The following is a 22,301-nucleotide window of genomic DNA, read 5'->3' as shown; positions in this document are numbered from 1 at the left end:
GTCGTTCCACATGCCCAACCCGCCAAGGCCCTGGTTTCCCGGTCCGCAGGCCGTTACCGACGAGTGGCGGCTGTTCGTGATGGACACTGCACTGGCCTGATCGACCACTTCGTGCCGACGCGGCCGCGTCCATCTTCCGGCACACCCAGCCTGGAGCGCAGCAGCTCATGCCCGATCGCATCCTCGTCCTCTATGGTTCCTACCGCTCCGACCGCGCCGGCATCCGCCTCGCCGAGTACGTGACGCGCCGACTGGCCGCGCGCGGAGCCGATGTGCGGCTCGTCGATGCCAGGCAGATCGGGCTGCCGATGCTCGACCGGATGTACAAGGAATACCCGCCAGGCGAGGCGCCGGCCGCCATGGAAGCGCTCGCCGGGCAGATCCGTAGCGCGGACGGCTTCGTCTTTGTCGCCGGCGAATACAACTGGGGCGTGCAGCCCGGCCTGAAGAACCTGACCGATCATTTCCTGGAGGAATGGTTCTGGCGCCCGGCCGGGATCGTCAGCTACTCCGCAGGGCGGATCGCCGGCGCCCGTTCCAACCTGCATTGGCACGGCACACTTTCGGAGATGGGCATGGTCGTCATCTCCAGCACCGTGACCGTGGGCTCGATCACCCACACGCTCGACGAAGCCGGCGAACCCCTCGGCGAAGCCGGGACATTCCTCGAAAAGTCATTCTCCCGCTTCGCCGACGATCTTGCGTGGTGGACCGAGGCGGCGAGGGCACAGCGCCAGCGCAAGGCCCCGCCTTACTGACATTCGTCGCCTGCGCGAAACACTTGAAGTGACTCCGGGCTCCAAACCGCATCGCTATCCAGGGCGGATGACGTCGCACGGAGCACCAGACCCAGGCCTGTCTCCGTGCTCCACGGCGGGCAACCGCGTATCGGCCCGGGTGGTCACGGATAACCTCGTACCAACCCGGACGCACTGCCGGGGAGTGCGCAGCAAAGTGCACGGCGCTGGCTGCAGCTTTCGCGGCTGCCGGGCGCTTGCGGCGGGGGGGGGGAGTTGATCCGCCGCGCCGGCACGCCGGCGATTTGATCCTGGTCAAGCGGCGTTTCCCGCAAACGGCGATGCTCGCGGCAACCGCTGCTGCAGGACGAGGCCGATGCGCACTGTCGACACCAGGCACCCTCGGGTGCGCCGGCCGGGCACCCACCTCCGGCCCGCCCTCGAGCCGCGCCTGTCCCTGGGAGTACCGCGTGTCTGCTGCGCCCTCGCCTGACCCGTCGTTGACCGGCGAGCGCCTGCGCCCGCACCGCATCGGCATCGATACCGGCGGCGAACACGTGGTCTATCTCCCGCACGGCTCGCCCGCTTGCCAGGGCGAGGGCTTCGGCCCGCAGTCGCGCCTGCAGCTGAGCCTGGGCGGTCACCGGTTGATGGCGAACCTGGCGATCGTGCAGGGCAACGGGCTGGCACCCGACCAGATCGGCCTGAGCGAATCGGTCTGGGCGAGCCTGCGGCCGACGGCGGACGATCACGTGACACTGGCCCATCCTCCCAGTGTCGAATCGCTCTCGAACGTGCGCGCCAAACTCTACGGGGGCACGCTGGCCGAGGCCCAACTGCGCGCGATCGTCGCGGACATCGCGGCGCAGCGTTACTCGAACATCGAGATGGCGGCCTTCATCGCCGCCTGCAGCGGTGACCATCTCGCCCTGGACGAAGTGGTCGCCCTGACGGGCGCCATGGTGGACACCGGCACGCGGCTGCGCTGGCCGAGCCCGATGGTGGTGGACAAGCACTGTGTCGGAGGGCTGCCGGGCAACCGCACCACGCCGATCGTGGTGGCGATTGCCACCGCACTGGGGCTGGTCATGCCCAAGACCTCGTCCCGGGCGATCACCTCGCCGGCGGGTACGGCCGACACCATGGCGGTGCTCACGCCGGTGGACCTGGACGTCGGGCGCATGCGGCGGACCGTCGAGCGCACCGGCGGCTGCCTGGTGTGGGGCGGGGCGATCAACCTGGCGCCGGTGGACGACACGCTGATCCGCATCGAGCGCGCGTTGGACATCGACAGCCCGGGGCAACTGGTCGCGTCGATCCTCTCCAAGAAGGTCGCCGCCGGTTCGACCCACGTGGTGATCGACATGCCGGTAGGCCCCACCGCCAAGGTGCGTGAGGCCCGCCACGCGCGGATGCTGGAGCGGATGCTGCATGCGGTGGCCGGCCGCTTCGGCCTGGGCCTGACGGTGCTGCGTACCGACGGGCTGCAACCGGTCGGCCGTGGCGTGGGACCGGCGCTGGAAGCGCACGACGTGCTGGCCGTGCTGCAGAACCTGCCGGCGCAACCGCGGGATCTGCGCGAGCGGGCGCTGGCGCTGGCGGCGGTGGTGCTCGACACGGCCGGCCGCGCGGAAAGCGGGTCGTCGCTGGCGATGGCGCGCGAATGCCTGGATTCCGGGCGGGCCTGGCGCCAGTTCCAGGCCATCTGCGAGGCTCAGGGCGGCCTGCGCAGTCCGGGCGTCGCGCCGCACCGGTATCCGGTGGTGGCCACGCGCGAGGGCCGGGTCGAGGCGATCGACAATCGCCGCCTCGCGCAGGCGGCCAAGCTCGCCGGCGCCCCGGCGTCTCCGTTGGCCGGCCTGGCCATCGACGTGCGCGTGGGTGACATGGTGGCCTGTGGCCAGCCGCTGTTCACCCTGCATGCGCAGAGTCCGGGCGAGCTGGCCTACGCGCTGGAGTACGTCGCGCGCCACCCGTCCATCGTCTCACTGGGCGCCACTTCCGAGGAGATCGGCACATGAACCTCCTGTATGCGCTGCCCGGCAACGCGGCTTTCGCCAAGGCGCTTTGCCGGCATGCCGGCTGGCGGCGCGGCGAGCTGGAACTGCACCGCTTCCCCGATGGCGAATCGCTGCTGCGGCTGGCCACGCCGCCGCGGGGGAACGTGGCGTTGCTGTGCTCGCTCCACCGACCCGACGCCAAGCTGTTTCCGCTGCTGGCCGCAGCGGCCACGGCGCGCGAACTCGGCGCGACCCGGCTCGGGCTGGTGGCGCCGTACCTGGGCTACATGCGCCAGGACCGGCGCTTCCACCCCGGCGAGGCGGTCTCGGCGCGGGTGATGGGCGAGCTGCTCGGCAAGGTCTTCGACTGGGTACTCACCGTCGATCCGCACCTGCACCGCATCCACCACCTGGCGGAAGTGTTCGACTGCCAAACCGCCGTCGTCACGGCAGCACCGGACCTGGCCGCGTGGATCCGCGCCAACGTGCGTGCGCCGCTGCTGGTCGGCCCCGACGGCGAAAGCGCGCAATGGGTGAAGGCGGTGGCCGCATCGCTCGACGCACCCTGCGTGATTGCCCGCAAACAGCGGCGCGGCGACCGCGAAGTCAGCGTGCGGCTGCCGTCGCTGGCGCGCTGGCGCGGGCACATGCCGGTGCTGCTGGACGACATCGTCGCCTCGGGGCACACGCTGATCGACACGGCCAGGGGTGTACGCGGGCAGCTCGGGCAAGCTGCGCTGGTTGCGGTGGTGGTGCATGGGTTGCTCGCGCGCCAGTCACGCGACGCGCTGCACGGCGCCGGCATTGCCCGGCTGGTGACCACCAATACCGTGCCGGGCGAGCTGGCCGCCATCGACGTGAGCACAGCGGTGGCCGAGGCGTTGCGTGCGATCGGCGGTGAGGCTGGTTGACGCGCCACCGCAACCACTCGCTTGGCCAAACCGGCCCCGAGTTGATCGGCATCAAGACCGGACGCTGCCGCCGGCCCAGCTTGGACGCGCCCGTGCGGGTGTGGCTGGAGGAAGCCCATGAACGTCGCGAAAGTCATCGAGATCATTGCCGAATCGCCCGACAGCGTGGAAGACGCCGTCCAAAGAGGGTTGGAGAAAGCCGCTGGCACGCTGGACGGGATCAAGGGTGCCTGGCTCAGCGAAACCACGGTCGTCACCGACCCCGACGGGAAGATCACGGCTTGGCGCGTGTGCATGCGGGTCAGCTTCGTACTGGGCTGAATGCCGTTCGACCACGCGCTGCGCACCGGCATCGCGCCGGCTTTGACACACGTCAACCAAGCCCGTCGCCGCAACGCAGGCGGATTTGACGTCGATCCATTTCAGCCGCGCGGCGTGGCGCGGCGTCTTGCGCGCCACCGATGGCTTGAAACATCTAGACCGCCTGCACTTCCGCCGAGCTGCGCCATGCGGGTTCGCCAAGACCGTGCTGTGCCGTGAGCATCCGGGCCGCGAGCCGCTGTGGCTCGTCGGGCAGGTGGGTCGCCAGCAGCGGATAGGCGATGGGGCTGTCCATCCAGGGCTGCAGTGCGGCGCGCATCGCGATCTGCGCGAACCACGACTGATGCTCCAGTGTGTCCCGCCAGTGGCTGGGTCCACTCCCGCCGCTACGCAGCACGTTCAGCGCGTAACCGGGGGAGCGCATCGTGCGTTGCCCGTCCGCTGCAATGATCAACCCGGCATGGTCCTCGCCCCGCAGGGGATCCACGGCGTCGGCCACATTATTGGCGAGCAGCGCGAGTCGGGGTTGCGAGGTGATCGCGGTCAGTTGCGTATGGCGCACGCCATGGCGGGCGGCATCCTTCAGCAGTTCCTGTGGCGCGCCGCGCAGCATGGCGCGGGCAAGCAGTCCCCGCGTGTCGCGCTCGCAGCCTCCCCGTGATGCGGCGAGCGCGATGCTGCCACCCAGGCAACCTTCCGCGAGCGCCTGCGCCACTGCCGCCGCCTGCGTGCGGCCCGCTTCGCTGTCGTACTCCAATCCGAGCAGCGCCAGCGCATCGGCGATACCCACGACACCAATCCGGAGACGCGTCGTCACGTTGCCGGCCAGCAGCGCAGCGTTGTCGAGGGCCCGCACGGCCAGAGCCGCGCAATCGGTCAGCGCCGCCGTGTCGATGGCCGCGTGCGGAGCGTCTGCGGGCGACACGAAGCACGCCGCGTTCAGCACGGCGTGCAGCGTGCCGTGGCGCCGCTCGGCGAGGCCGGTACCGGCCTTCGCAAGTACCCGCGGGTCGGGAAGCAGCCGCCAGCTGGCCAACGCATCCATGACGCGCAACCGCCACGCCGGACCTTCATTGCCGGCCTCGGCCGCGGCCAGCGCGCAGGCCACCCGCCACCATGTGTCCTCGATGGAAACATCGTGCAGCACGGAGTGCTCGCGCCATCGGAACCAGGCATCCCAGGCTTCAACGGCGGCGAGGTCGATGAACGGAGACAACGGGCGCGGCTCGATCATGGGCGGACAGGCAGCGGGACTGTGCCGACTATCCCGGACCGCCGGGCGACCGGCTTGACGTGCGTCAAGTCGCCGTGCCGTGGCGGACCGCGGTTACGCGCTGTTACACGGTGTTGCCGGGCCGACATCATGCCGTTGCGGGCGCGGCCTAACCTTGGCGGCAAACGCAACCATCATCGGGAGTACGGCATGGATACCTCGTTCGCACCCCTCGCTGCCCAGACCGGGAATGCCCAGCCACCCGGGTACGACGCGCCGCTCGAGCTGGATATTGCGCACTTGCAGCGGCACATGGTCGTGACGCGCCGCAAGGTGAGGGCAGGCCAGTACCTGTATCGCAACGGGCAGCCGTTCCGCGCGCTGCACTTCGTGCATGCGGGATTCCTGAAGACCTGCGAGTTGTCCGAGGACGGCCGCGAACAGGTGACAGGCTTCCGCATGCACGGCGACCTGCTCGGCGTGGAGTCCATCGGGCTCGGCGCGCACACCTGCGATGCCGTCGTGCTGGACGATGCCGAGATCTGGGAGCTGCCGTACCCGCTGGTGCTGGATGCGTTGCAGCGCATTCCCGAGCTGCAGGTGCGGCTGGCGGCGGCGCTGGCCGAGGAAATCCGGCGCGACCGCGTGTGGATGCTGGTGATAGGGACCTTGCCGGCCGAACAGCGCGTGGCTGCGTTCCTGCTGGATCTCGCCTCCCGCCTTGCACGCCTGGGCTTCAGCGCCCGTCACTTCATCCTGCGCATGGGGCGCGCCGACATCGCCAGTTTCCTCGCGCTCAAGCACGAGACCGTGAGCCGGGCGCTGTCGCACCTGGAGAAGCTCGAGTACATCTCGGTGCTTCGCCGCGAGGTGCGGTTGCTGGACATCCCGAAGCTGCGCGCCTGCGTCGGCACGCCCTGCACGTTGCAGTAATGCGCTTCACGCGTCCTCAAGGACCTGGCGCACGGCATCGACCAGCTGCTCGCGCCGATAGGGTTTGCGCAGCAGTTGGAAGGGTGCGGTCGAGCCGTCCTGCCGTCCCCGGTAGCCGGACGCGAGCAGCACCGCGAGCCCGGGCCGCCGGCGGCGCGCCTCGTGGGCGAGTTCGACGCCATCCATCCCGCGGCCCAGCATCACGTCGGAGAACAGCAGGTCCACCGTCGGGTTCCCGGCAAGCAGCTCCAGCGCTTCGCGCGCACTTTGCGCAGGGATGACCTGGTAACCGAACGCCGCCAGCAGCCGTGCCGCGACGGTACGCACATCGGCCTCGTCCTCGACGACCAGAATGGTGGCGCGTCGTCCGTGCGCGGCGTCGTGCGCGGGCCTTGCCTCCGTCGCGGCGGCGGCCGGCGCCCTGGCCACGGGCAGCAGCAGCTCGATGCGCGTGCCATAGCCGAGCCGGCTGTCGATCGACAGACTCCCGCCGGACTGGGTTGCGAAACCGTACACCATGCTGAGACCGAGGCCGCTGCCCTTGCCGACCTCCTTGGTGGTGAAGAACGGCTCCAGCGCGTGGGCCAGCACGTCCGGTGCCATGCCGGTACCGGTGTCGCTGGTCTCGAATGCCACGTAGCGGCCGGGTGGCAGCTTCCAGCCGTTGGAGGCGTCATCGATCACGAGCTCGCGCGCCGCGATGCGCAGACGTCCGCCGCGCGGCATGGCATCGCGCGCGTTCAGCGCGAGGTTGACCAGGGCCGTATCCAGCTCGTTCGCGTCCGCGTAGACGTCCGGCACCTCCGCGGCGCACGCCACTTCCATCGCGATGGCTTCGCCGAGCGTGCGCCTCAGCATGTTCCCGAGTTCGTCCAGCAGCGGCTTGGGCACCACCGCGCGCGGCTGCAGCGGCTGCCGGCGCGCGAATGCCAGCAGCCTGCGAGTGAGGTCGGCGCCGCGCTCCACCGCACGCAGCGCACTGCCGGTGACCTCGAGCAGGTCCGTGCGATCGGGCAATTCGGCCTCCAGCAATTGCAGATTGCCCGAGATCACCGTCAGCAGGTTGTTGAAGTCGTGCGCGACGCCACCGGTGAGCTGGCCGATCGCATCGAGCCGCCGCGCATGGGCCAACTGTTCCTCGCTGCGGCTGCGCTGCACGGCTGCCGCCAGCAGGTTGGCGACCGCCTGCAGGAAGCCCAGCCGGTCGTGGTCGAAGCCGACCGGCTCTGCCGCGAGCGCAATCAGCGCCCCCAGCGGCTCGTGGCGCCCGAACAGCGGGACCATTGCCACGTCGTGGAAACCGGCCTCGGCCAGGCTGGCGAGGATGGCGGCGTGACCTCCTTCGCGCAGCGAGTCGACCGTGACGGCATGGCGGCTTCCCCTGCCGAAACTGCCGCGCACGAAACCGGTCTGCCCGAAGATGGCCGCGATCGCCTGTGCCGTCGGGCCGTCCAGCCCTGTGGCCGCACGCACGCCCAGCCCGCTGCCATGCCAGTCGGTGGAGAGGATGGCGACGGCCGGCACGTCCAGTGCCGCCGCGACGAGTTCGGGTATCCGGCGGATCGCCAGTTTGTAGTCCGGCGACTCCAGCGCGAGCCGGCCGATCTGCGCGAGAAAATTGTCTTGCTGCGCGCGCGCCAGGGCCTGCCGCACCCGCCGCGTGTCGGAGATGTCGCGGACCGAGGCGATGGCGACCGCGCCGATCTCGGTGCTGATCGGGCTCAGGCCGATCTCGACGGGAAACGCTTCGCCGTCGGAGCGCACGCCCATCAACTCGTAGCCGATGCCCATCGGGCGCACGCGCGGATTGACCATGAAATCCTGGCGATGGATGCGATGGGCATGCCGCAGTGGTTCGGGCAACAGCACCTCCAGCGGCTGGCCCAGCAGCGCCTCGCCCTCGTAGCCGAACATGCGCACGGCCTGCGCATTGGCGAGCACGATGCTGCCTTCCTGGTTCACGGCGACCATCGCGTCGGGCGAGATGCCGAACCAGGTGCGCAGCATGACCAGGCTGACGCTGGCAGGAGGCGGGGAGGGCATTCAGCGCACCGTCTGCACGCGCGCCGCGAACAGGTAGCCGGCGCCCCGCACCGACTTGATCAGTTCGGGGTTGGCCGCATCGGATTCGATCTTGCGGCGCAGTCGCGCGATCTGCACATCGATGGCACGATCGAACGAACTGGCGCCGCGGCCATGGGTGCGTCCCATCAGGTCGTCGCGCGACAGCACCCGGTTCGGATGCTCGACGAACACGCGCAGCAGCTCGAACTCGCCGGTGGTCAGCGCGATCGCATCGCCGTGACCGTTGCGCAAGGTGCGTCCCAGCGGATCGAGGCAGTAGTCGGCAAAACGGAACGTCGCCTCGTCCTGCTTGCCGGGGTTGCCGGCGGTCGGCGCGCTTCGCCGCAGCACGCTGCGCACGCGCGCCAGCAGTTCGCGCAACTCGAACGGCTTGGTGACGTAGTCGTCCGCGCCCAGCTCCAGGCCGACCACGCGATCCACCGATTCGCCGCGGCCGGTGAGGATGATCAGTGCGCCGTCCCAGTTTCGCCGCAACTGGCGCGTCAACTCGAGGCCGTCCTCGCCCGGCAGGCCGAGGTCGAGCAGCACCAGGTCGACCGGCTGGCGCGCCAGCACGGTGTGCATCCCGGCGCCGTCGGCCGCCGTGCTGACCGTGAAACCCTGGCCCGTGAAATAGCGACGCAGCAGATCCAGCACGCCGGTGTCGTCATCCACGACCAGCAGATGTAGTGGCTCAGGCATGGTGCCCGCCGCACACAGGAATACGGTGGCCGCAGCTTATCGCAACAAAACCGCGGGCGCGGGCCGAAATCCGCGATATGGCGGCCGATGGCGGACTTTTCGGCGTTGAAGTTGACGCACGTCAAATGGCCGTGGCCGCCGCGCGGGATAGTGGCATCCGCCAGTCAGGCAGGGGCCCGTGCCTGGCAGGCGCGTCGATGCAGTCATCCGGCGCGCAGGAGGAGGGACCGCAGCGCGGCCTCGCCGCCGGGGCGCGAAGGATTGACAGGCGTGCCGACGGGAGATCGTCGGCAGGGCTGGATCGACCAGGCTCGGATCGATCCGGGCGCGGGATGGATGCGCCCCTGACCGGGCAGGATCCGCGCTCCAGGGACGGAGCGCGGATCAGGGATCGGAGAACATGTTCAGGCACATCCTGATTCGACGCCGACGCGGGTTCGCGCCATGCCATCGGGCAGGCCGTCACCTGGCACAAGCTGTCGGCGCGCGTGTCACCGGCCTGCAGGTGATGATGGAACCCACCCCCGCCAATGCCGTGGAGCGACTGGTCGAAACCCCGCCGGAACCATGGCGACAGCTGGCCGGCGCCCATGCCGACAAGCTGCTTTCCCCGTTCGTGCGCGAGGCGGGGCAGGCCGGTGTGGCGTGCGACACGATCGGAGCCGGGCGGTCTGCGGTGGCGCGCAATCGCGGCGAAAGCCGCGGAAGCGGGTTGCGACCTGATCGTGATGGCCTCGCACGGCAGGCACGGCATCGCCAGGTTCGTGCCTGGCAGCGAGACGGCACAGGCTCCGACGCATGCCTGGACGCCGTGCCGGTGATGCACTGAGCGAGCGCTGGTGCCGCCGTCCCCCATGCAGAGCAGGCCATCATGATCGAACCTTCCTCTTTGCATGTGTCGGCGCTGTGGCCGCACCTCGTCGCCTTCCACGCCACCATGCTGCTGCCACTGGTCGTCGGCCTGCCCCCGATCGTCGCGATCATGGAGAGCGTGTACGTGATGACCGAGCGCGAGATCTGGCGGCAGATCGCCCGCTTCTGGGGCAGGCTGTTCGGCATCGCGTTGCTGGCGTGGGCAGTCGGCTCGATCGTGCTGGTCGTCCTGCATGGAGTGGATCCCGGCCGCTCCGTCCGCTACCTGCACGGGCTCCCGGAACTGGCGCTGACCCTGCCGGTGATGGCGCTCGTGTTCGCGGGCGGCGTGGCGCTCTGGCGCCGCTTCGGCGACTGGCTGGGCGTGCGGCGGCTGCGGCACCTGCTCGTCACCTGGCTGTGGATGGCGCTGTCGACCCTGCCGGTGCTGGGCATCGCGCTGGTCTACGGGCTGATGGACAACCCGGCCGGCGCCTGTCTCGATCCCGGCAATCTGCAGGTGCGGATCTGCGATCTGCCGGCGGCGCTGCGCAACCCCGCGGCGCAAGCGCGGTTCGTGCACCTGCTCGGTGCCAGCTATCTCACGGGGGCGACGCTGGTGTTGTCGGTTTCGGCCTGGTACCTGGCGCATCGCCGCAACGTGCAGATCGCGCGCCGCTCGATGACCGTCGCGGCCAGCTTCGGCCTGGCCGCGGCGCTGTCGCTGGCCGTGCTCGGCTTCCGCGGCGACGTGCCTTTGTCGTTCTGGTCGTTCCGTGCGATGGCGCTGCTGGGGGCCTGGGCCATCGCGCTGTTCGGCGTCGCGTTCTGGCGCGCGTCACGACGGCAGCTGGACCGGCGGGGATTCCTGCGCCTTGCCGCATTGAGCCTGCCCGTGCCGTGGGCGGCGGGTGCGCTGGGCTGGCTGGCGAGCGAAGCGGGCCGCGGCCCCTGGCTGGTCAATGGGCTGCTGCCGGTCACCGCGACGCAGGCGGGAGCGTGGGAGACGGCCATCGCGGCGGTGGCGTGCGCGGCCGTCGCGGGCCTGTTCGTGGCCGGCGCGATCCTGTCGCTGGGCCTGGTCCGCCTCGGCCCGGAGGGCATGAAGATGTGGCCGGCAGACGCCGACGCGGCAAGAAAGTACTGATCCGATCCGGTCAACGAAGGAGGGTGGACGATGTGGTATTTCGCTTGGTTCCTGGGTGTCGGGCTCGCCTGCACATTCGGCATCCTCAACGCGATGTGGTTCGAACTGCACGCCGACGACGAACGCGACCGGGCGGCGGTCGTCAACGACTATTGCTGAACCCGCCCGCCGTCGGACGCGGGCCACCCTGCCATCGGCACACCCATGAAAGACGTCCTCAGCCACCTCGGGAACCGCCGGGAGCAGCTGGCGGCGACGCCGGTAGCCTAGGTGACCGCTTCGGCGACTGGTGGTTTGGCTGCGCCGCGCGGCATGTGCCGATGCGGGCGGATGTCCCGGCATTGACGATGGCGCGGCGCCGGCGTGGTTCCGCAAGTTCATGAGGCGGGTCAGGCATGTTCAGGATGGTTCTTCGTTCGCTGGGGATGCCGCTGATGCCGGAGGAGCGGCCGGATCCCCGGCCGGCGGCGGGTGAGGTGCGCATCCGGGTGGAAGCCTGCGGCGTGTGCCGCACCGACCTGCACCTGGTCGATGGCGAGTTGCCGCAGGCACGCCTGCCGGTGGTACCGGGACATGAAGTGGTGGGCACGGTGGACATGGTCGGCGCGGGAGTCGACGCATGGAAGGCCGGCGACCGCGTCGGCGTGCCGTGGCTGGGCAGCGCCTGCGGCACCTGCGACTACTGCGTGCGCGGGCGCGAGAATCTCTGCGACACGCCGCAGTTCACCGGCTGCACGCGGGATGGCGGCTACGCCACCCACATGCTGGCCGACGCCGCGTTCTGCCTGCCGCTGCCGCGGCGCGACTACCCGGACGCCGCACTGGCTGCACCGCTGCTGTGCGCCGGGATGATCGGCGGCCGCGCGCTGCGGCTGGCGGGCGAGGGCGCGACGCTGGGGCTGTACGGCTTCGGCGCGGCGGCGCACATCCTGGTGCAGGTGGCGCGCGCCGAAGGGCGCCGCGTGCATGCCTTCACCCGCGCCGGCGATGTCGAGGCGCAGGCGCTTGCGCGCGCGCTGGGCGCCACCTGGACCGGCGGTTCCGCCGAGCCACCGCCCGAACCGCTGGATGCCGCGATCATCTTCGCCCCCGCCGGCGAGCTGGTGCCGACCGCGCTGGCGGCCGTGCGCAAGGGCGGCACCGTGGTGTGCGGCGGGATCCACATGAGCGACATCCCGGGCTTTCCGTACCGCCTGCTGTGGCAGGAGCGCCGCCTGCTCTCGGTCGCCAACCTCACCCGGGCGGACGGCTACGCCTTTCTCGCCACGGCCGCACGAGCCGGCGTGCGCACGCACGTGCACTGCTATCCGCTGGCCGACGCCAATCGTGCCCTGGCGGACCTGCGTGACGGCCGTGTGCAGGGCGCCGCCGTCCTGCTGCCACCGGCATGAACAGCGCCGCGCCCGTCGCACGCCGGGCGCACGTGATCGGCCGGCGCCTGTTCGACCTCCAGATCACGACAATCCCTGCCCGGCGCGCGTGTACACCAACGCGCTGGAACTGCGTGGCGCACCCGCGCCAGGCGTCCCGGTGGGCCGCAAGCAGGCGAGCGTCCGCGACATCATCGTGCTGATCGCGGTCGCCCCCCCGCTGGCCGTGCTCCGGCATCGAAGCGGCGGCGGTTGATCTGCATCAACATCCCGCGCCCGGGCCGGTCCACCCTGAAAACCTCGCAACGCGGAGAGCCAATCATGCGCACCGACGGACAGATTCAGCAGGACGTCATCGACGAGCTTCACTGGGAACCGGCCGTGCAGGCCGATCACATCGGCGTGGAGGTACGCAAGGGCATCGTCACGCTGGCCGGCCAGGTCGGCAGCTACATGGAAAAGTACGCTGCCGAGCACACCGCACAGCGCGTCGCCGGCGTGCGCGGCGTGGCCGTGGACCTTGAAGTCGTGCTGCCCGGCGAGAGCCATCGCACCGATGCGGACATTGCGGACGCGGCCATCCGCGCCATCGAGTGGAGCGCGTCGATCCCCCGGGATAGCGTGAAGGTACTGGTCGATGATGGCCACGTCACGCTCAGCGGTACCGTGCCGTGGGCCTTCGCGCGCGAGGCGGCTACGTCATGCGTGCGCGGGCTGATGGGCGTCAAGGACGTGGTCAACCTGGTCACGATCAAGCCGCCGGCTACCACCCACGACATCAAGGGAAAGATCGAGGCGGCGCTGCAGCGCCAGGCCCACTTGCACAGCAAGGCCATCACGGTCGGTGTCGATCGCGGCACGGTGACGCTGTCCGGCAAGGTCGACTCGCTGGGCGAGCGCAACGTGGTCGAACAGGCGGTGTGGAATGCCCCGGGCGTGAAACGCGTCGTGGACCACCTCCAGGTGCATTGAGGCAGCCTCGTGTCGGCGGTCGCGGGTCGATGCCCGGCCGCCGGTGCGCATGCCCGCACCGACCGGATCACCGCAGCCTTGCCGCCGCGATGGAGGCCATCGACTGCCCACGCAGGCATCGGATGGCACGCCGCGAACGATCGCGGCGGTCACGGCATGCGCCCGCGTCCGCCGCGCGCGTCGCCTCCGTTCAACTCAATGGCATACCAGCACCGGCACCGAGCTGGTCAGCAGGACCTTGTGCGTCTCGCTGCCCAGCAGCAGCCGGGAGAGGCCGCGCCAGCCGTGCGAGGCCATCACGATCAGGTCGCACTGGCGCTGCTGCGCCTCCCGCACGATCGATTCGCTGGGCGTGTCGCCGACGACATGGCTGCCTTCGTACGGCACCCCGGCTTTCGTCGCCAGTTCGCGCACGTCGGCGAGATGGCGCTCCGCACGTTGCACGGCGCCCTCCATGTAGGTGGTCTCGGTGGCCTCGATCATCTCCGCCATGTAGGTGAAGGTGTGGAAGGGCGGGATCACGTGCAGCGCGCAGACGCTGGCGCCGCACGACCTGGCCAGTTCGACGCCGAGCCTGACGCCGTGCAGGCACAGCTCCGAGCCGTCGGTGGGAAGCAGGATGCGTTTGAACATGATCGGTTCCTCTTCGTTGGGGTGGGCGGCAGCGGGTGCTGCCGGGTTTCACTCAATGGCGCAGCAGCACCGGCAGCGCGGCATGCTCCAGAACATGCCGCGTCACTCCGCCGAGCACCCATTCGCGAAAGCGGGTGTGGCCGTAGGCGCCCATCACGAGCAGGCCCGCGTCTACCTCGCCGGCGGCATCGAGCAGGGCACTGCCGACGTCGTCCTCGCTGCCACCATGGATGGTGCGGCTCTCCGTCGCCATGCCGTGGCTATGCAGGTAGCTGGCCAGGTCGAAAGGCGGCAGCCAGGCGCTCATCCTCACCGGCGGGCGCTGTTCGCCCTGCAGGATCACGATGCGTCGCGCGCCTTGCAGCAGGGGCAGCGCGGCATGGGCGGCGCGCGTCGCCTCGGTCGAGCCGTTCCAGGCGATCGCGACGGTATCCAGCGCGGGAACCCGCGTGGCCGCGTGTTCCGGCGCCACGATGCAGGGCAGGCCGCCGGCGCCCAGCACGATGTTGCCGACCGACGCCGGCGTGCCCCAGATCGCGCGCTCCGACCGCTCGACCACCAGCAGGTCGTGCCAGCTGCCGGCTAGCGCGATGACCTCCGGCACATGGCCCTCGGCCACCTGCCAGGCGGCCTTGCGCTGGCCGAACTGCCGCACGTGGGCCTCGAAGGCCGCGGCCGCCGCGAAGGCCTCCTGCTCCAGGTCGAGCGTTGCGTCCAGCAATTCGGCGAACAGCACCGGCTCGAAGGAAGGCATGGCCTGCAACGGAGAGGCGCACACCCAGATGCCGGTCAGGTTGGCGTCGAGGGAATCGGCGAGGCGCGCAGCGTATTCGACGCCGCCGCTCCAGCGTTTGAAGCTTTCGGAGAACACCAGGATGTCACGCATGGGAGCGGCTCCGACGGGAGGGAATGGCATTCAGTCCACGAGGAAAGTCACGCGCAGGCAGACGCGCCACTCGGTGACGTCGCCGCTCGCCGACGTGCGCACCTTGATGTCGCTGACCCATGCGCCCTGGATCCTGTCGATGGTGGTGGCAACCTTGAGCAGGCCGGACTGCACGGCATCCTCGATGCCCTTGGCGGATGCGGAGGTGATCTCGATGGTCTTGGCGATGGCGTTCATGGGACATTCCTCGGACAGGTGGCTGGTCGACCGCCCGCACGGACCCGTGTCCCGGCGCGGCAGCCGCTACCAACGTAGGCGAGCCCGAGCGCCGGCTTGTTGACGTGCATCAATGGATGTCCGGGTGGGCGCGGGAGCATGCATCGTGCCGGCAGTGCCGGCATCGTCGCCTCGCAACGGGAGCCCCGCCATGCAAGTCCGCCAAGCCATGTCCACCCACGTCGTCACCGTCACGCCGGATACGCCGATCGGCGACGCCATGCGCACCATGCTCGGCGAGCACATCAGCGGCCTGCCCGTGGTGGACGCGCAGGGTGCGCTGGCCGGCATGCTGACCGAGGGCGACCTGATGCGCCGCGTCGAGACCGGCACCGAGCGCAGGCGTCCCGCCTGGCTCGCTTTCGTGCTGGGCCCCGGCCGGCTGGCGCACGACTACACCGCCTCGCACGCACGCCGCGTCGGCGAGGTGATGACGCGCGAGGTGGTCACTATTGCCGCCGACGCGCCGCTGGACGAGGCAGTGCGGAAGATGGAGCAGCATCACGTCAAGCGCCTGCCGGTAGTCGGCAGCGGTGGCCTGGTGGGCATCCTCAGCCGCGCCGACCTGCTGCGGGCATTTGTCGAGACGGCGCCCGACGAGGCGCCGCCCGATCTCTCCGACGCGGCCATCGCCCGCCGCATCGCTCGCGCGTTGGACGCGCAGGCATGGGCATCGCGGCAGGGCATGCACGCGGACGTGCGCGGCGGCGTGGTGACCTTGCGCGGCGTCCTGGTCAACGATGCCGTCCGCAACGCGCTGGTGGTGCTGGTCGAGAACATGGCCGGCGTGGTGCGCGTGGACGACCAGCTCGTCACGGTGGAGCCGCTGACCGGGGCGGTGGTGCGCCTGCCGTGGGAATCGGCGCGTTGAGCGCACGCGGCCCGGCACCGCCTGCCGGCAAGCATGGCCCGCGCCTGCACGCGGCCACGGTGCGCGCCGCATGGCGATAGACGCAGATGCGGAAGGGATGGACCGAGTCCAGCTCCAGTCAGCCAGAGATCTCGTCGAAGGCCGCACCGATGGTGGCGTCCCTGGCGCCATGCGCGGCATCAGCGGGGCAGGTGGGCGCGCAGTTCGGCCGGGGACAGCGTCATCAGCTCGCGACGCACCTCGCCCACGATGCACGCCGCGGTGGCCTCGTCCAGGCTGTCATGCAGCGCACCGAGGAAGCGCGGCGGAGCCACCAGCACCAGCCTGTCGTAGCGGCCCTCGCGCCGCCCCTGCCGCACGACGGCGCCGAGGGTCTCGGCGAAGCGTTGCGCGTGCTTGTCGCGCAGCGAGGTCTTCGGCTCGATCGCGTGGCGGCTCGGGCTGTTGCTTTCCTGCGTGCGGGGCAGCCGGCCGTGCTCAAGATGGCGCCCCGGCGAGCGGCCGTCGGGGTAGTAGTAGCAGGCTATCTCGACGGGCTCGGCTCCCCTGCGGAGCGATTCGAACAGGCGCGCCCTGGCGGCATCGGCGACCAGGATCCAGGTATTCGGCATGGTGCTTCTCCGGGCCGGTCCGTGGATGGAGCGGCAACCCGCAGGCTAGACCGTGCCCGGCACGCCATCTTGATGACGATCAACAAGCGCGCCGGTTTCTCCTGCTCGGTCGGGCCGCGCTCGCGCGAACGGTTTGCGTGACATGGATCAACTCCGCCGGGCCTCGCCTGCCTAGATTGAAGACCTCCGCGGCAGGCGGTCGCCACCATGGCGGCCCCCGCGGCCCATCCAGGAGGATCTGCCATGCATGCCTATCGCCGTTTCGCCGTTGTTTCACTGGGTGCCCTGGTCGTCGCCATAGGCGGTTGCCAGACCTACGTCAGGAAGGCCGACTTCGACGCGACCGTCAACGAACTGCGTGCCACCGACCAGCGGCAGCAGCAGCAAATCGACAGCCTTGCGCAGCAGATGCAGCAGCGCTTCGCCGAGTACGACGCGAAGATCGCCCAATCGCCGGGGCGTATCCGTGTCGACGTCGCCTCCCACTTCGCGTTCGACAAGGCCACCCTGCGCGACGAGGACAAGCCCATGCTGGACGACTTCGCGAAAGTCGTCTCCGGCCACTTCCCGCAGGCCGTGGTGACGGTGGAGGGATTTGCCGACGCGGCGGGCGGCAAGCCGTACAACCTGCGCCTGGGCCAGGCCCGCGCCGAGGCGGTGCGCGACTACCTCGTCCAGACCGGTGGCCTGCCGGCCGACCAGGTGCGCGCGGTCAGCTACGGCAAGGCGGAGAACCGCCAGGTGCTGAAGGGCAAGTGGGGCGACGGCGCCGAGCCGAACCGCCGCGTCACGCTGGTGGTGGACTTTGCCGGAACCCTGGCGGCGCCGGGCAACGGGTGAGCGACCATGCCGCAACGGCACGCCGGTCCTTTCCGCGATCGAGACGACGCGGGCGAGCAGCTCGCACAGGCGCTGTCGTTCCTGCGCGGCCAGCATCCGCTGGTGCTGGCCATCCCCCGCGGCGGCGTGCCGGTCGGCCGGATCGTGGCCGATCGGCTGGATGGCGAACTGGACGTGGTGCTGGTGCGCAAGCTCGGCGCACCCGGCCACGAAGAGTTCGCCATCGGCGCGGTCGACGAGGAAGGCAGGGTGCAGACCACGCCGGAAGCCGCCTCGGTCGGAGCGGACGAGCGCTACGTCACGCGGGAGGCGGCCAGGCAACTGGCCACGATACGGAGCCGGCGCGAACGCTACAGCCCGCACCACAGCGCCATCGACCCGGCCCGGCGCGTGGTGGTCGTCGTCGACGACGGTCTGGCCACCGGCGCAACCATGCAGGCCGCGCTGCGGGCCGTGCGCGCGCGGCGGCCGGCGCGGCTGGTATGCGCGGTGCCGGTGGCGTCGCCGCGCAGCCTGGCGGAAGTCGCCGCGCTGGCGGATGACCTGGTGTACCTGTCCGCGCCGGAGCATTTCCGCGCGGTGGGCCAGTTCTACCTCGACTTCGACGCCGTCGAGGATGCGCAGGTGATGCGCCTGCTGGCCCGTCCCCCCGGACCCACGGCGACCACGGTGGAAGCCGTGCGGATCGACGCCGGCGGCGTCGCGCTTGACGGCGACCTGGAAATGCCCGCGCAGGCCGCCGGCCTGGTGATCTTCGCCCACGGCAGTGGCAGCAACCGCAGGAGCGTGCGCAACCGGGGCGTCGCGCATGCGCTGCATGCGCAGGGGCTGGCCACGCTGCTGTTCGACCTGCTCACCGAGGAGGAGGCGCGCGACCTCCCGGCACGTTTCGACATTCCCCGGCTGGCGTCGCGGCTGGACAGCGCCCTGCAATGGGCGGCCGGCCACGCCGGTACCGCCTCGCTGCCGGTGGGCCTGTTCGGGGCGAGCACGGGCGCCGCCGCCGCGCTGGTGCTGGCGGCGCGCGATCCCCGGCGGATCGGCGCGGTGGTCTCGCGCGGCGGCAGGCCCGACCTGGCCGGCGAAGACATGCTCGCCCGCGTGCGCGCGCCCACGCTGCTGATCGTGGGCGGCGCCGACACCCAGGTGATCGCGCTCAACCGCGCCGCGCTGGCGGCGCTGGCGTGCCCCGCGAAAATGGTGCTCGTCCCGCACGCCACCCACCTGTTCGAGGAACCCGGCGCGCTGGAGGCGGTTGCCGGGCTGGCCGCCGAGTGGTTGGCGCGGTGGCTGCGGCACGGCGGGGTGCTGCGCGGCGGCGTCGAGTCCGCGGCTTCCTGAGCGCGAAACCTCGCGCGACGTTGATCTGTATCACCTGCACCCGCGGCGCGACGCCTAGGCTGGTTGCCGACTCGAGCGCGACGCGCGGGTCACCCCGACTCTCTCCCACGAGGACCCATGCCATGGCCAACCTGACCCACTGGAATCCCTTCAAGCCCCTGACCCCGTTCGAATCGCGCGCCCCCATGCTCGGGGATTTCTTCCGCGACTTCGGCCTGCGGCCCCGCTGGCAGGAGCTGGACGCTCCCGACATGCGCATCGACGTGTCGGAGAACGAACGCTCCTATGCGGTGAAGGCCGAAATCCCCGGCGTCGACAAGAACGACATCGACGTGTCGATCGACGGCAACCAGGTCTCCATCAGCGCCGAGGTCAAGCGCGAAACCAGCAAGAAGGACGACGAGCGCGACATCTGCACGGAACGCTATCACGGCCAGGTCTACCGCTCGTTCAGCCTGCCCGGCGACGTGGACAGCGACAAGGCCGATGCCCGCTACGAGAACGGACTGCTCACGCTGACCCTGCCGAAAAAGGAAAACGGCAGCGCGCGCAAGATCACGGTCAGCTGACGGCAGACCTCCAGCCCGCCCTGCGGAAGAGGGCGGGCGGGCTGGAGGGCATGGCCATGGCCAGTCTCCATCACGGCGTTCTCGAGGTGCTCCGCGGCGAAGCCCTGCGGCTGGGGGACGGCCCGCGCGACTACGACGCATTGCTGGAAAGCGCAGCGACGCGCAGCCTGGTGCTGCTCGGCGAGGCGACCCACGGCACCGAAGAGTTCTACCGCATGCGCGCCGACATCACGCTGCGCCTGATCGCCGAACAGGGCTTCGATGCGGTGGCGGTGGAAGCGGACTGGCCGGACGCCTACCGCATCAACCTGTTCGTGCGGGGGGAGGGCCGTGACGCCGACGCCTCACCGGCCTTCGGCGATTTCCGGCGCTTTCCGCGCTGGATGTGGCGCAACGAGGAGGTGCTTCGCTTCGCCGAAGCCCTGCACCAGTTCAACCTCGGCCGGCCGTCGGAGCGGCGTGCGGGCTTCTATGGGCTGGACATGTACAGCCTGTACCGCTCGGCGGAAGCCGTGGTGGATTACCTGTCCGGCGTGGACGAGGAACAGGCGGCCATCGCCAGGCGGCAGTATGCCGCGCTCGACCACGTGCGCGACCCGCAGCGCTACGGCTACGAAGCCGTGCATGGCCTGCGGCCCGACTGTCGGCAGGCCGTGCGCGAGCGCCTGCTCGCGCTATGGCAGCGCGCGCCGGATTACCTCGGGCGCGACGGGCGCGGCGCGGCGGACGCGTTCTTCTTCGCCGAGCGCAACGCGCAGGTGGTGAGCAGCGGGGAGGCCTACTACCGCGCCATGTTCGGTCCGCGCGCGCAGAGCTGGAACCTGCGCGACCAGCACATGGTGGAGACGCTGCTAGCCCTGCAGGGCCACCTGCGCGCGCAGGGCGGCGCGGGCCGGATCGTGGTCTGGGCGCACAACTCCCATCTCGGCGACGCGCGCGCCACCGAGATGTCGTACGCGGGGGAGTGGAACGTGGGCCAGCTCGTGCGGCAGAGCGCAGGCGCGGAGGAGGCCCTGCTGGTGGGCTTCACCACCTACACCGGCACCGTCACCGCCGCGTACGAATGGGATGGCGAAGCCGAGTGCCGCGATGTCCTGCCGGCCAGGCCGGACAGTTACGAATCGCTGTTCCGCGATACCCGGCTGGACCGCTTCTACCTGCCGCTGCAGGGCGAGGTTGCGCATGCGCTGCGCACGCCGATGCGCGAGCGCGCCATCGGCGTGCTGTACCGCCCGGACACCGAGTTGCAGAGCCACTACTTCACCGCATCGCTGCCGGCGCAGTTCGACGCAGTGTTCCATCTGGACGAGACCCGCGCGGTGCAGCCGATGGACGTGGCCGCCGAGACCAGCCCGGCCTGAGCGGCTCGGCTCTTTCCCGCGCCACGCCGCGCGCTACGGCCCTTGTTCGCCCGGCATGTCGCAGGCGTAGCCCAGCGCCGACAGCCCTTCCTCCAGGAAATCGCCGACCAGCGGCGAACCCAGCAGATAGTCCGTGGTGCGCGCGTTGGCGGCTTCCGCGGCTTCCTCGCGCAGCGCCGGCCATTCGGTCGCGGAGGCGTTGTTGCGGCCCAGCCACATCAGGGCGACCAGGTCGATCTTCTGGTCATCGGGAAGCTCGTCGATGAACGACACCAATTCCTGCCGCACGGGGTCGAACGAGTACTCGTCCTCCTGCTCCGTGATCCGGTCCACGTCCTCGTACTCCAGCGGATTGGCGGGGATGTCACGTTCGGCCAGCAGATCCATGCTCTCGTACTCGCGCAGCTTGCGGATGATGAAGCAGACGGCGTCGGGCGGAATCGCCAGCACCGGCTCGGGGCTTTCCGGCATGGACGCGTTCATGGCGCAGCCGCCGCCGGGTAGCCCACCGTCTGGGCGAAGGTGACGAACTGCTCGTCGTCCAGGCCGAGCAGGCGCTCCAGGGCCGCGTGATCGATCGCGCCGCGGAATACCGTGCCCAGCCCCTCCGAGGCGCAGAACAGGTAGACGTTCTCGCCGATGAAGGCCGCGTCCACCGATGCGTACAGGCGTCGCTCCGCCGGCGCGACGTCGTGCATGCGCTCGCCGTGCGCGACATAGACGAGGTTAACCGGCGCCTTGCCGACGAAGTCCTGCAGGCCGGTCCGCGCGCGAAGATCCATCGGCAGTTGCGGCAGCAACGCGTGCTGCCCCGGTGCATAGAGCCACACGCCATCGGCCATCGCGACATAGATGTCCATTGCCATGACGTGGCGCCAGTAGGGTGCGGTGCGGTCGGCGGTCTGCGCGCGGTTCACGCCGAAGGCCGCCCACAGCAGGCCGGAGAGCAGGTCCGGCGGCAGCGGGCGTGGGTCGTATTCCCGCGTGGAGTGCCGCCTGGCCAGCGCATCCAGCAGCGGCAGGCCGCCCTGCATGCGCGGCGGCGGCAGGGTGCGGGCCTGCGCCTGCAGCCCCGCGAGCTTCGAGGCGGCGACGACGACGTGTTCGTTGAGTTCGTGATCTGCGGCCCTGCGAACCATGGCCATGTCCTCCGCTGCTATCCGAGCCGCGCCAGGCGGCGACAGGAGTGGTTTAGCACCCGTCGGCAGCGGACGATTGATCTGGCTCAACCGGATGTCGCGCCAGCGATGCGTGGCGATCCGCCAGCGGTCCCTCGATACCGAACCGGTCGACGAATTCCGCGGAGGCATCCATCAGCAGGGCAGCACCTGCCATGAAGGCGCGGATGCGATGGGCGGCGCCGTCGGCTACGGCCACTTCGAGGTGGCTGACGGCATCGCCGTTGCCGCCGAGTCCGGCGCGGGGCAGGGGCATCTCCTCCACCCGCGCCACGCCATCCATGGTATGAAGCATGTTCATGAGGGTTTCGGCGCGGGTTTCGTCGCCGACGACGCGGATTCTCATGATTCGCATGGCGTTATCGTTCCTGGGGGCCGTCGGCTGGGCATTTCACGCCGTGCGCCACGGCAGCGTATTGATCAGCATCAAGCCGGGACAAAGCGTGGCCGCCGGACCCACACGCCGAAACGCTTCACGCTGCCTTCTTTAATTTGACATAATATACAGACTGC

At 70.1% G+C, this 22,301-nt stretch carries 25 protein-coding genes; 15 read left to right on the top strand and 10 right to left on the bottom strand.

The window, feature by feature from the left end; translation table 11 throughout:
• The first annotated feature begins 167 nt into the window (after positions 1 to 167).
• The 4 genes from B1991_RS09600 (at position 168) to B1991_RS09585 (ending at position 3,969) form a co-directional block, all read left to right on the top strand.
• Complete coding sequence (locus tag B1991_RS09600) at positions 168 to 758, top strand: NADPH-dependent FMN reductase (protein ID WP_136258511.1); 591 nt, start codon at positions 168 to 170, stop codon at positions 756 to 758.
• A 449-nt stretch (positions 759 to 1,207) separates the two neighbouring features.
• Complete coding sequence (locus B1991_RS09595) at positions 1,208 to 2,758, top strand: thymidine phosphorylase family protein (protein WP_246031122.1); 1,551 nt, start codon at positions 1,208 to 1,210, stop codon at positions 2,756 to 2,758.
• Positions 2,755 to 3,648, top strand: a complete 894-nt coding sequence (locus B1991_RS09590; protein ID WP_136258509.1) for a ribose-phosphate diphosphokinase — start codon at positions 2,755 to 2,757, stop codon at positions 3,646 to 3,648. Before B1991_RS09595 ends, B1991_RS09590 begins: the two co-directional genes overlap by 4 nt.
• A 117-nt stretch (positions 3,649 to 3,765) precedes the next feature.
• Positions 3,766 to 3,969, top strand: coding sequence for a dodecin family protein (locus tag B1991_RS09585; RefSeq protein ID WP_136258508.1), 204 nt, complete (start codon positions 3,766 to 3,768; stop codon positions 3,967 to 3,969).
• 154 nt (positions 3,970 to 4,123) lie between these two features.
• On the opposite strand, the gene B1991_RS09580 is transcribed toward B1991_RS09585, so the two are convergent.
• Complete coding sequence (locus B1991_RS09580; protein ID WP_136258507.1) at positions 4,124 to 5,203, bottom strand: ribonucleotide reductase N-terminal alpha domain-containing protein; 1,080 nt, start codon at positions 5,201 to 5,203, stop codon at positions 4,124 to 4,126.
• 189 nt (positions 5,204 to 5,392) lie between these two features.
• Here B1991_RS09580 and B1991_RS09575 point away from each other — a divergent pair, with 189 nt between their 5' ends.
• Complete coding sequence (locus B1991_RS09575; RefSeq protein WP_168709613.1) at positions 5,393 to 6,115, top strand: Crp/Fnr family transcriptional regulator; 723 nt, start codon at positions 5,393 to 5,395, stop codon at positions 6,113 to 6,115.
• A 6-nt stretch (positions 6,116 to 6,121) separates the two neighbouring features.
• On the opposite strand, the gene B1991_RS09570 is transcribed toward B1991_RS09575, so the two are convergent.
• Together B1991_RS09570 and B1991_RS09565 are read right to left on the bottom strand one after the other, a co-directional pair.
• Entirely contained in the window at positions 6,122 to 8,158 is a 2,037-nt protein-coding gene (locus tag B1991_RS09570) for a PAS domain S-box protein (protein ID WP_136258505.1), read from the bottom strand.
• Complete coding sequence (locus B1991_RS09565; protein ID WP_136258504.1) at positions 8,159 to 8,881, bottom strand: response regulator; 723 nt, start codon at positions 8,879 to 8,881, stop codon at positions 8,159 to 8,161.
• Between the two features lie 400 nt (positions 8,882 to 9,281).
• Between B1991_RS09565 and B1991_RS19165 the strand changes: the two genes are divergently transcribed.
• The 5 genes from B1991_RS19165 to B1991_RS09540 all read left to right on the top strand — a co-directional run bounded on the left by B1991_RS19165 (position 9,282) and on the right by B1991_RS09540 (position 13,222).
• The gene (locus B1991_RS19165; RefSeq protein ID WP_425466668.1) at positions 9,282 to 9,710 is read left to right on the top strand and encodes a hypothetical protein; all 429 of its coding nucleotides are present in this window, start codon (positions 9,282 to 9,284) and stop codon (positions 9,708 to 9,710) included.
• 42 nt (positions 9,711 to 9,752) lie between these two features.
• Positions 9,753 to 10,880: a cytochrome ubiquinol oxidase subunit I gene (locus B1991_RS09555; protein ID WP_136258502.1), complete on the top strand. Its 1,128-nt coding sequence runs from the start codon at positions 9,753 to 9,755 to the stop codon at positions 10,878 to 10,880.
• A 30-nt stretch (positions 10,881 to 10,910) separates the two neighbouring features.
• Entirely contained in the window at positions 10,911 to 11,039 is a 129-nt protein-coding gene (gene cydX / locus B1991_RS09550) for a cytochrome bd-I oxidase subunit CydX (RefSeq protein ID WP_136258501.1), read from the top strand.
• Between the two features lie 236 nt (positions 11,040 to 11,275).
• Positions 11,276 to 12,271, top strand: a complete 996-nt coding sequence (locus tag B1991_RS09545) for a zinc-dependent alcohol dehydrogenase family protein (protein ID WP_136258500.1) — start codon at positions 11,276 to 11,278, stop codon at positions 12,269 to 12,271.
• A 300-nt stretch (positions 12,272 to 12,571) separates the two neighbouring features.
• The gene (locus B1991_RS09540) at positions 12,572 to 13,222 is read left to right on the top strand and encodes a BON domain-containing protein (protein ID WP_136258499.1); all 651 of its coding nucleotides are present in this window, start codon (positions 12,572 to 12,574) and stop codon (positions 13,220 to 13,222) included.
• Between the two features lie 195 nt (positions 13,223 to 13,417).
• On the opposite strand, the gene B1991_RS09535 is transcribed toward B1991_RS09540, so the two are convergent.
• Genes B1991_RS09535 through B1991_RS09525 form a run of 3 tightly spaced genes read right to left on the bottom strand, consistent with a single transcriptional unit; the run spans position 13,418 to position 14,978 of the window.
• The gene (locus tag B1991_RS09535; RefSeq protein WP_136258498.1) at positions 13,418 to 13,855 is read right to left on the bottom strand and encodes a universal stress protein; all 438 of its coding nucleotides are present in this window, start codon (positions 13,853 to 13,855) and stop codon (positions 13,418 to 13,420) included.
• A gap of 52 nt (positions 13,856 to 13,907) precedes the next feature.
• Complete coding sequence (locus B1991_RS09530) at positions 13,908 to 14,741, bottom strand: universal stress protein (RefSeq protein ID WP_136258497.1); 834 nt, start codon at positions 14,739 to 14,741, stop codon at positions 13,908 to 13,910.
• A gap of 30 nt (positions 14,742 to 14,771) precedes the next feature.
• Entirely contained in the window at positions 14,772 to 14,978 is a 207-nt protein-coding gene (locus tag B1991_RS09525) for a dodecin family protein (RefSeq protein ID WP_136258496.1), read from the bottom strand.
• A 190-nt stretch (positions 14,979 to 15,168) separates the two neighbouring features.
• Between B1991_RS09525 and B1991_RS09520 the strand changes: the two genes are divergently transcribed.
• Positions 15,169 to 15,888, top strand: coding sequence for a CBS domain-containing protein (locus B1991_RS09520; protein WP_168709611.1), 720 nt, complete (start codon positions 15,169 to 15,171; stop codon positions 15,886 to 15,888).
• A 179-nt stretch (positions 15,889 to 16,067) separates the two neighbouring features.
• On the opposite strand, the gene B1991_RS09515 is transcribed toward B1991_RS09520, so the two are convergent.
• On the bottom strand, positions 16,068 to 16,499 hold the full coding sequence (locus tag B1991_RS09515) for a host attachment protein (RefSeq protein WP_136258494.1): 432 nt from the start codon (positions 16,497 to 16,499) through the stop codon (positions 16,068 to 16,070).
• A gap of 243 nt (positions 16,500 to 16,742) precedes the next feature.
• Between B1991_RS09515 and B1991_RS09510 the strand changes: the two genes are divergently transcribed.
• The 4 genes from B1991_RS09510 (at position 16,743) to B1991_RS09495 (ending at position 20,610) form a co-directional block, all read left to right on the top strand.
• A complete protein-coding gene (locus tag B1991_RS09510; protein ID WP_136258493.1) occupies positions 16,743 to 17,339 on the top strand; it encodes an OmpA family protein in 597 nt (198 codons plus the stop codon).
• Positions 17,340 to 17,345: 6 nt separating this feature from the next.
• Positions 17,346 to 18,680, top strand: a complete 1,335-nt coding sequence (locus B1991_RS09505; RefSeq protein ID WP_136258492.1) for a phosphoribosyltransferase family protein — start codon at positions 17,346 to 17,348, stop codon at positions 18,678 to 18,680.
• Between the two features lie 122 nt (positions 18,681 to 18,802).
• Entirely contained in the window at positions 18,803 to 19,249 is a 447-nt protein-coding gene (locus B1991_RS09500; protein WP_136258491.1) for an Hsp20/alpha crystallin family protein, read from the top strand.
• Positions 19,250 to 19,305: 56 nt separating this feature from the next.
• Positions 19,306 to 20,610 carry an erythromycin esterase family protein gene (locus B1991_RS09495; protein ID WP_136258490.1) on the top strand — a complete coding sequence of 435 codons (1,305 nt, stop codon included), beginning with the start codon at positions 19,306 to 19,308 and terminating at the stop codon, positions 20,608 to 20,610.
• 33 nt (positions 20,611 to 20,643) lie between these two features.
• Here the strand turns inward: B1991_RS09495 and B1991_RS09490 are convergent, their stop codons facing one another.
• From B1991_RS09490 to B1991_RS09480, 3 genes are read right to left on the bottom strand one after another with little or no spacing between them, the layout of a single operon-like run.
• Positions 20,644 to 21,093, bottom strand: coding sequence for a DUF3775 domain-containing protein (locus B1991_RS09490; RefSeq protein ID WP_136258489.1), 450 nt, complete (start codon positions 21,091 to 21,093; stop codon positions 20,644 to 20,646).
• Positions 21,090 to 21,749: a nitroreductase family protein gene (locus tag B1991_RS09485; protein WP_136258488.1), complete on the bottom strand. Its 660-nt coding sequence runs from the start codon at positions 21,747 to 21,749 to the stop codon at positions 21,090 to 21,092. Before B1991_RS09485 ends, B1991_RS09490 begins: the two co-directional genes overlap by 4 nt.
• Before the next feature lie 52 nt (positions 21,750 to 21,801).
• Positions 21,802 to 22,134, bottom strand: coding sequence for a hypothetical protein (locus B1991_RS09480; RefSeq protein ID WP_136258487.1), 333 nt, complete (start codon positions 22,132 to 22,134; stop codon positions 21,802 to 21,804).
• Between the last annotated feature and the right edge of the window lie 167 nt (positions 22,135 to 22,301).

The sequence above is a fragment of the Rhodanobacter lindaniclasticus genome (genome assembly GCF_004799035.1).
Classification (GTDB): Bacteria; Pseudomonadota; Gammaproteobacteria; order Xanthomonadales; family Rhodanobacteraceae; genus Rhodanobacter; species Rhodanobacter lindaniclasticus.
Note: the sequence above shows the minus strand (reverse complement) of the source record. Positions and strands in the feature narration are given on the sequence as shown.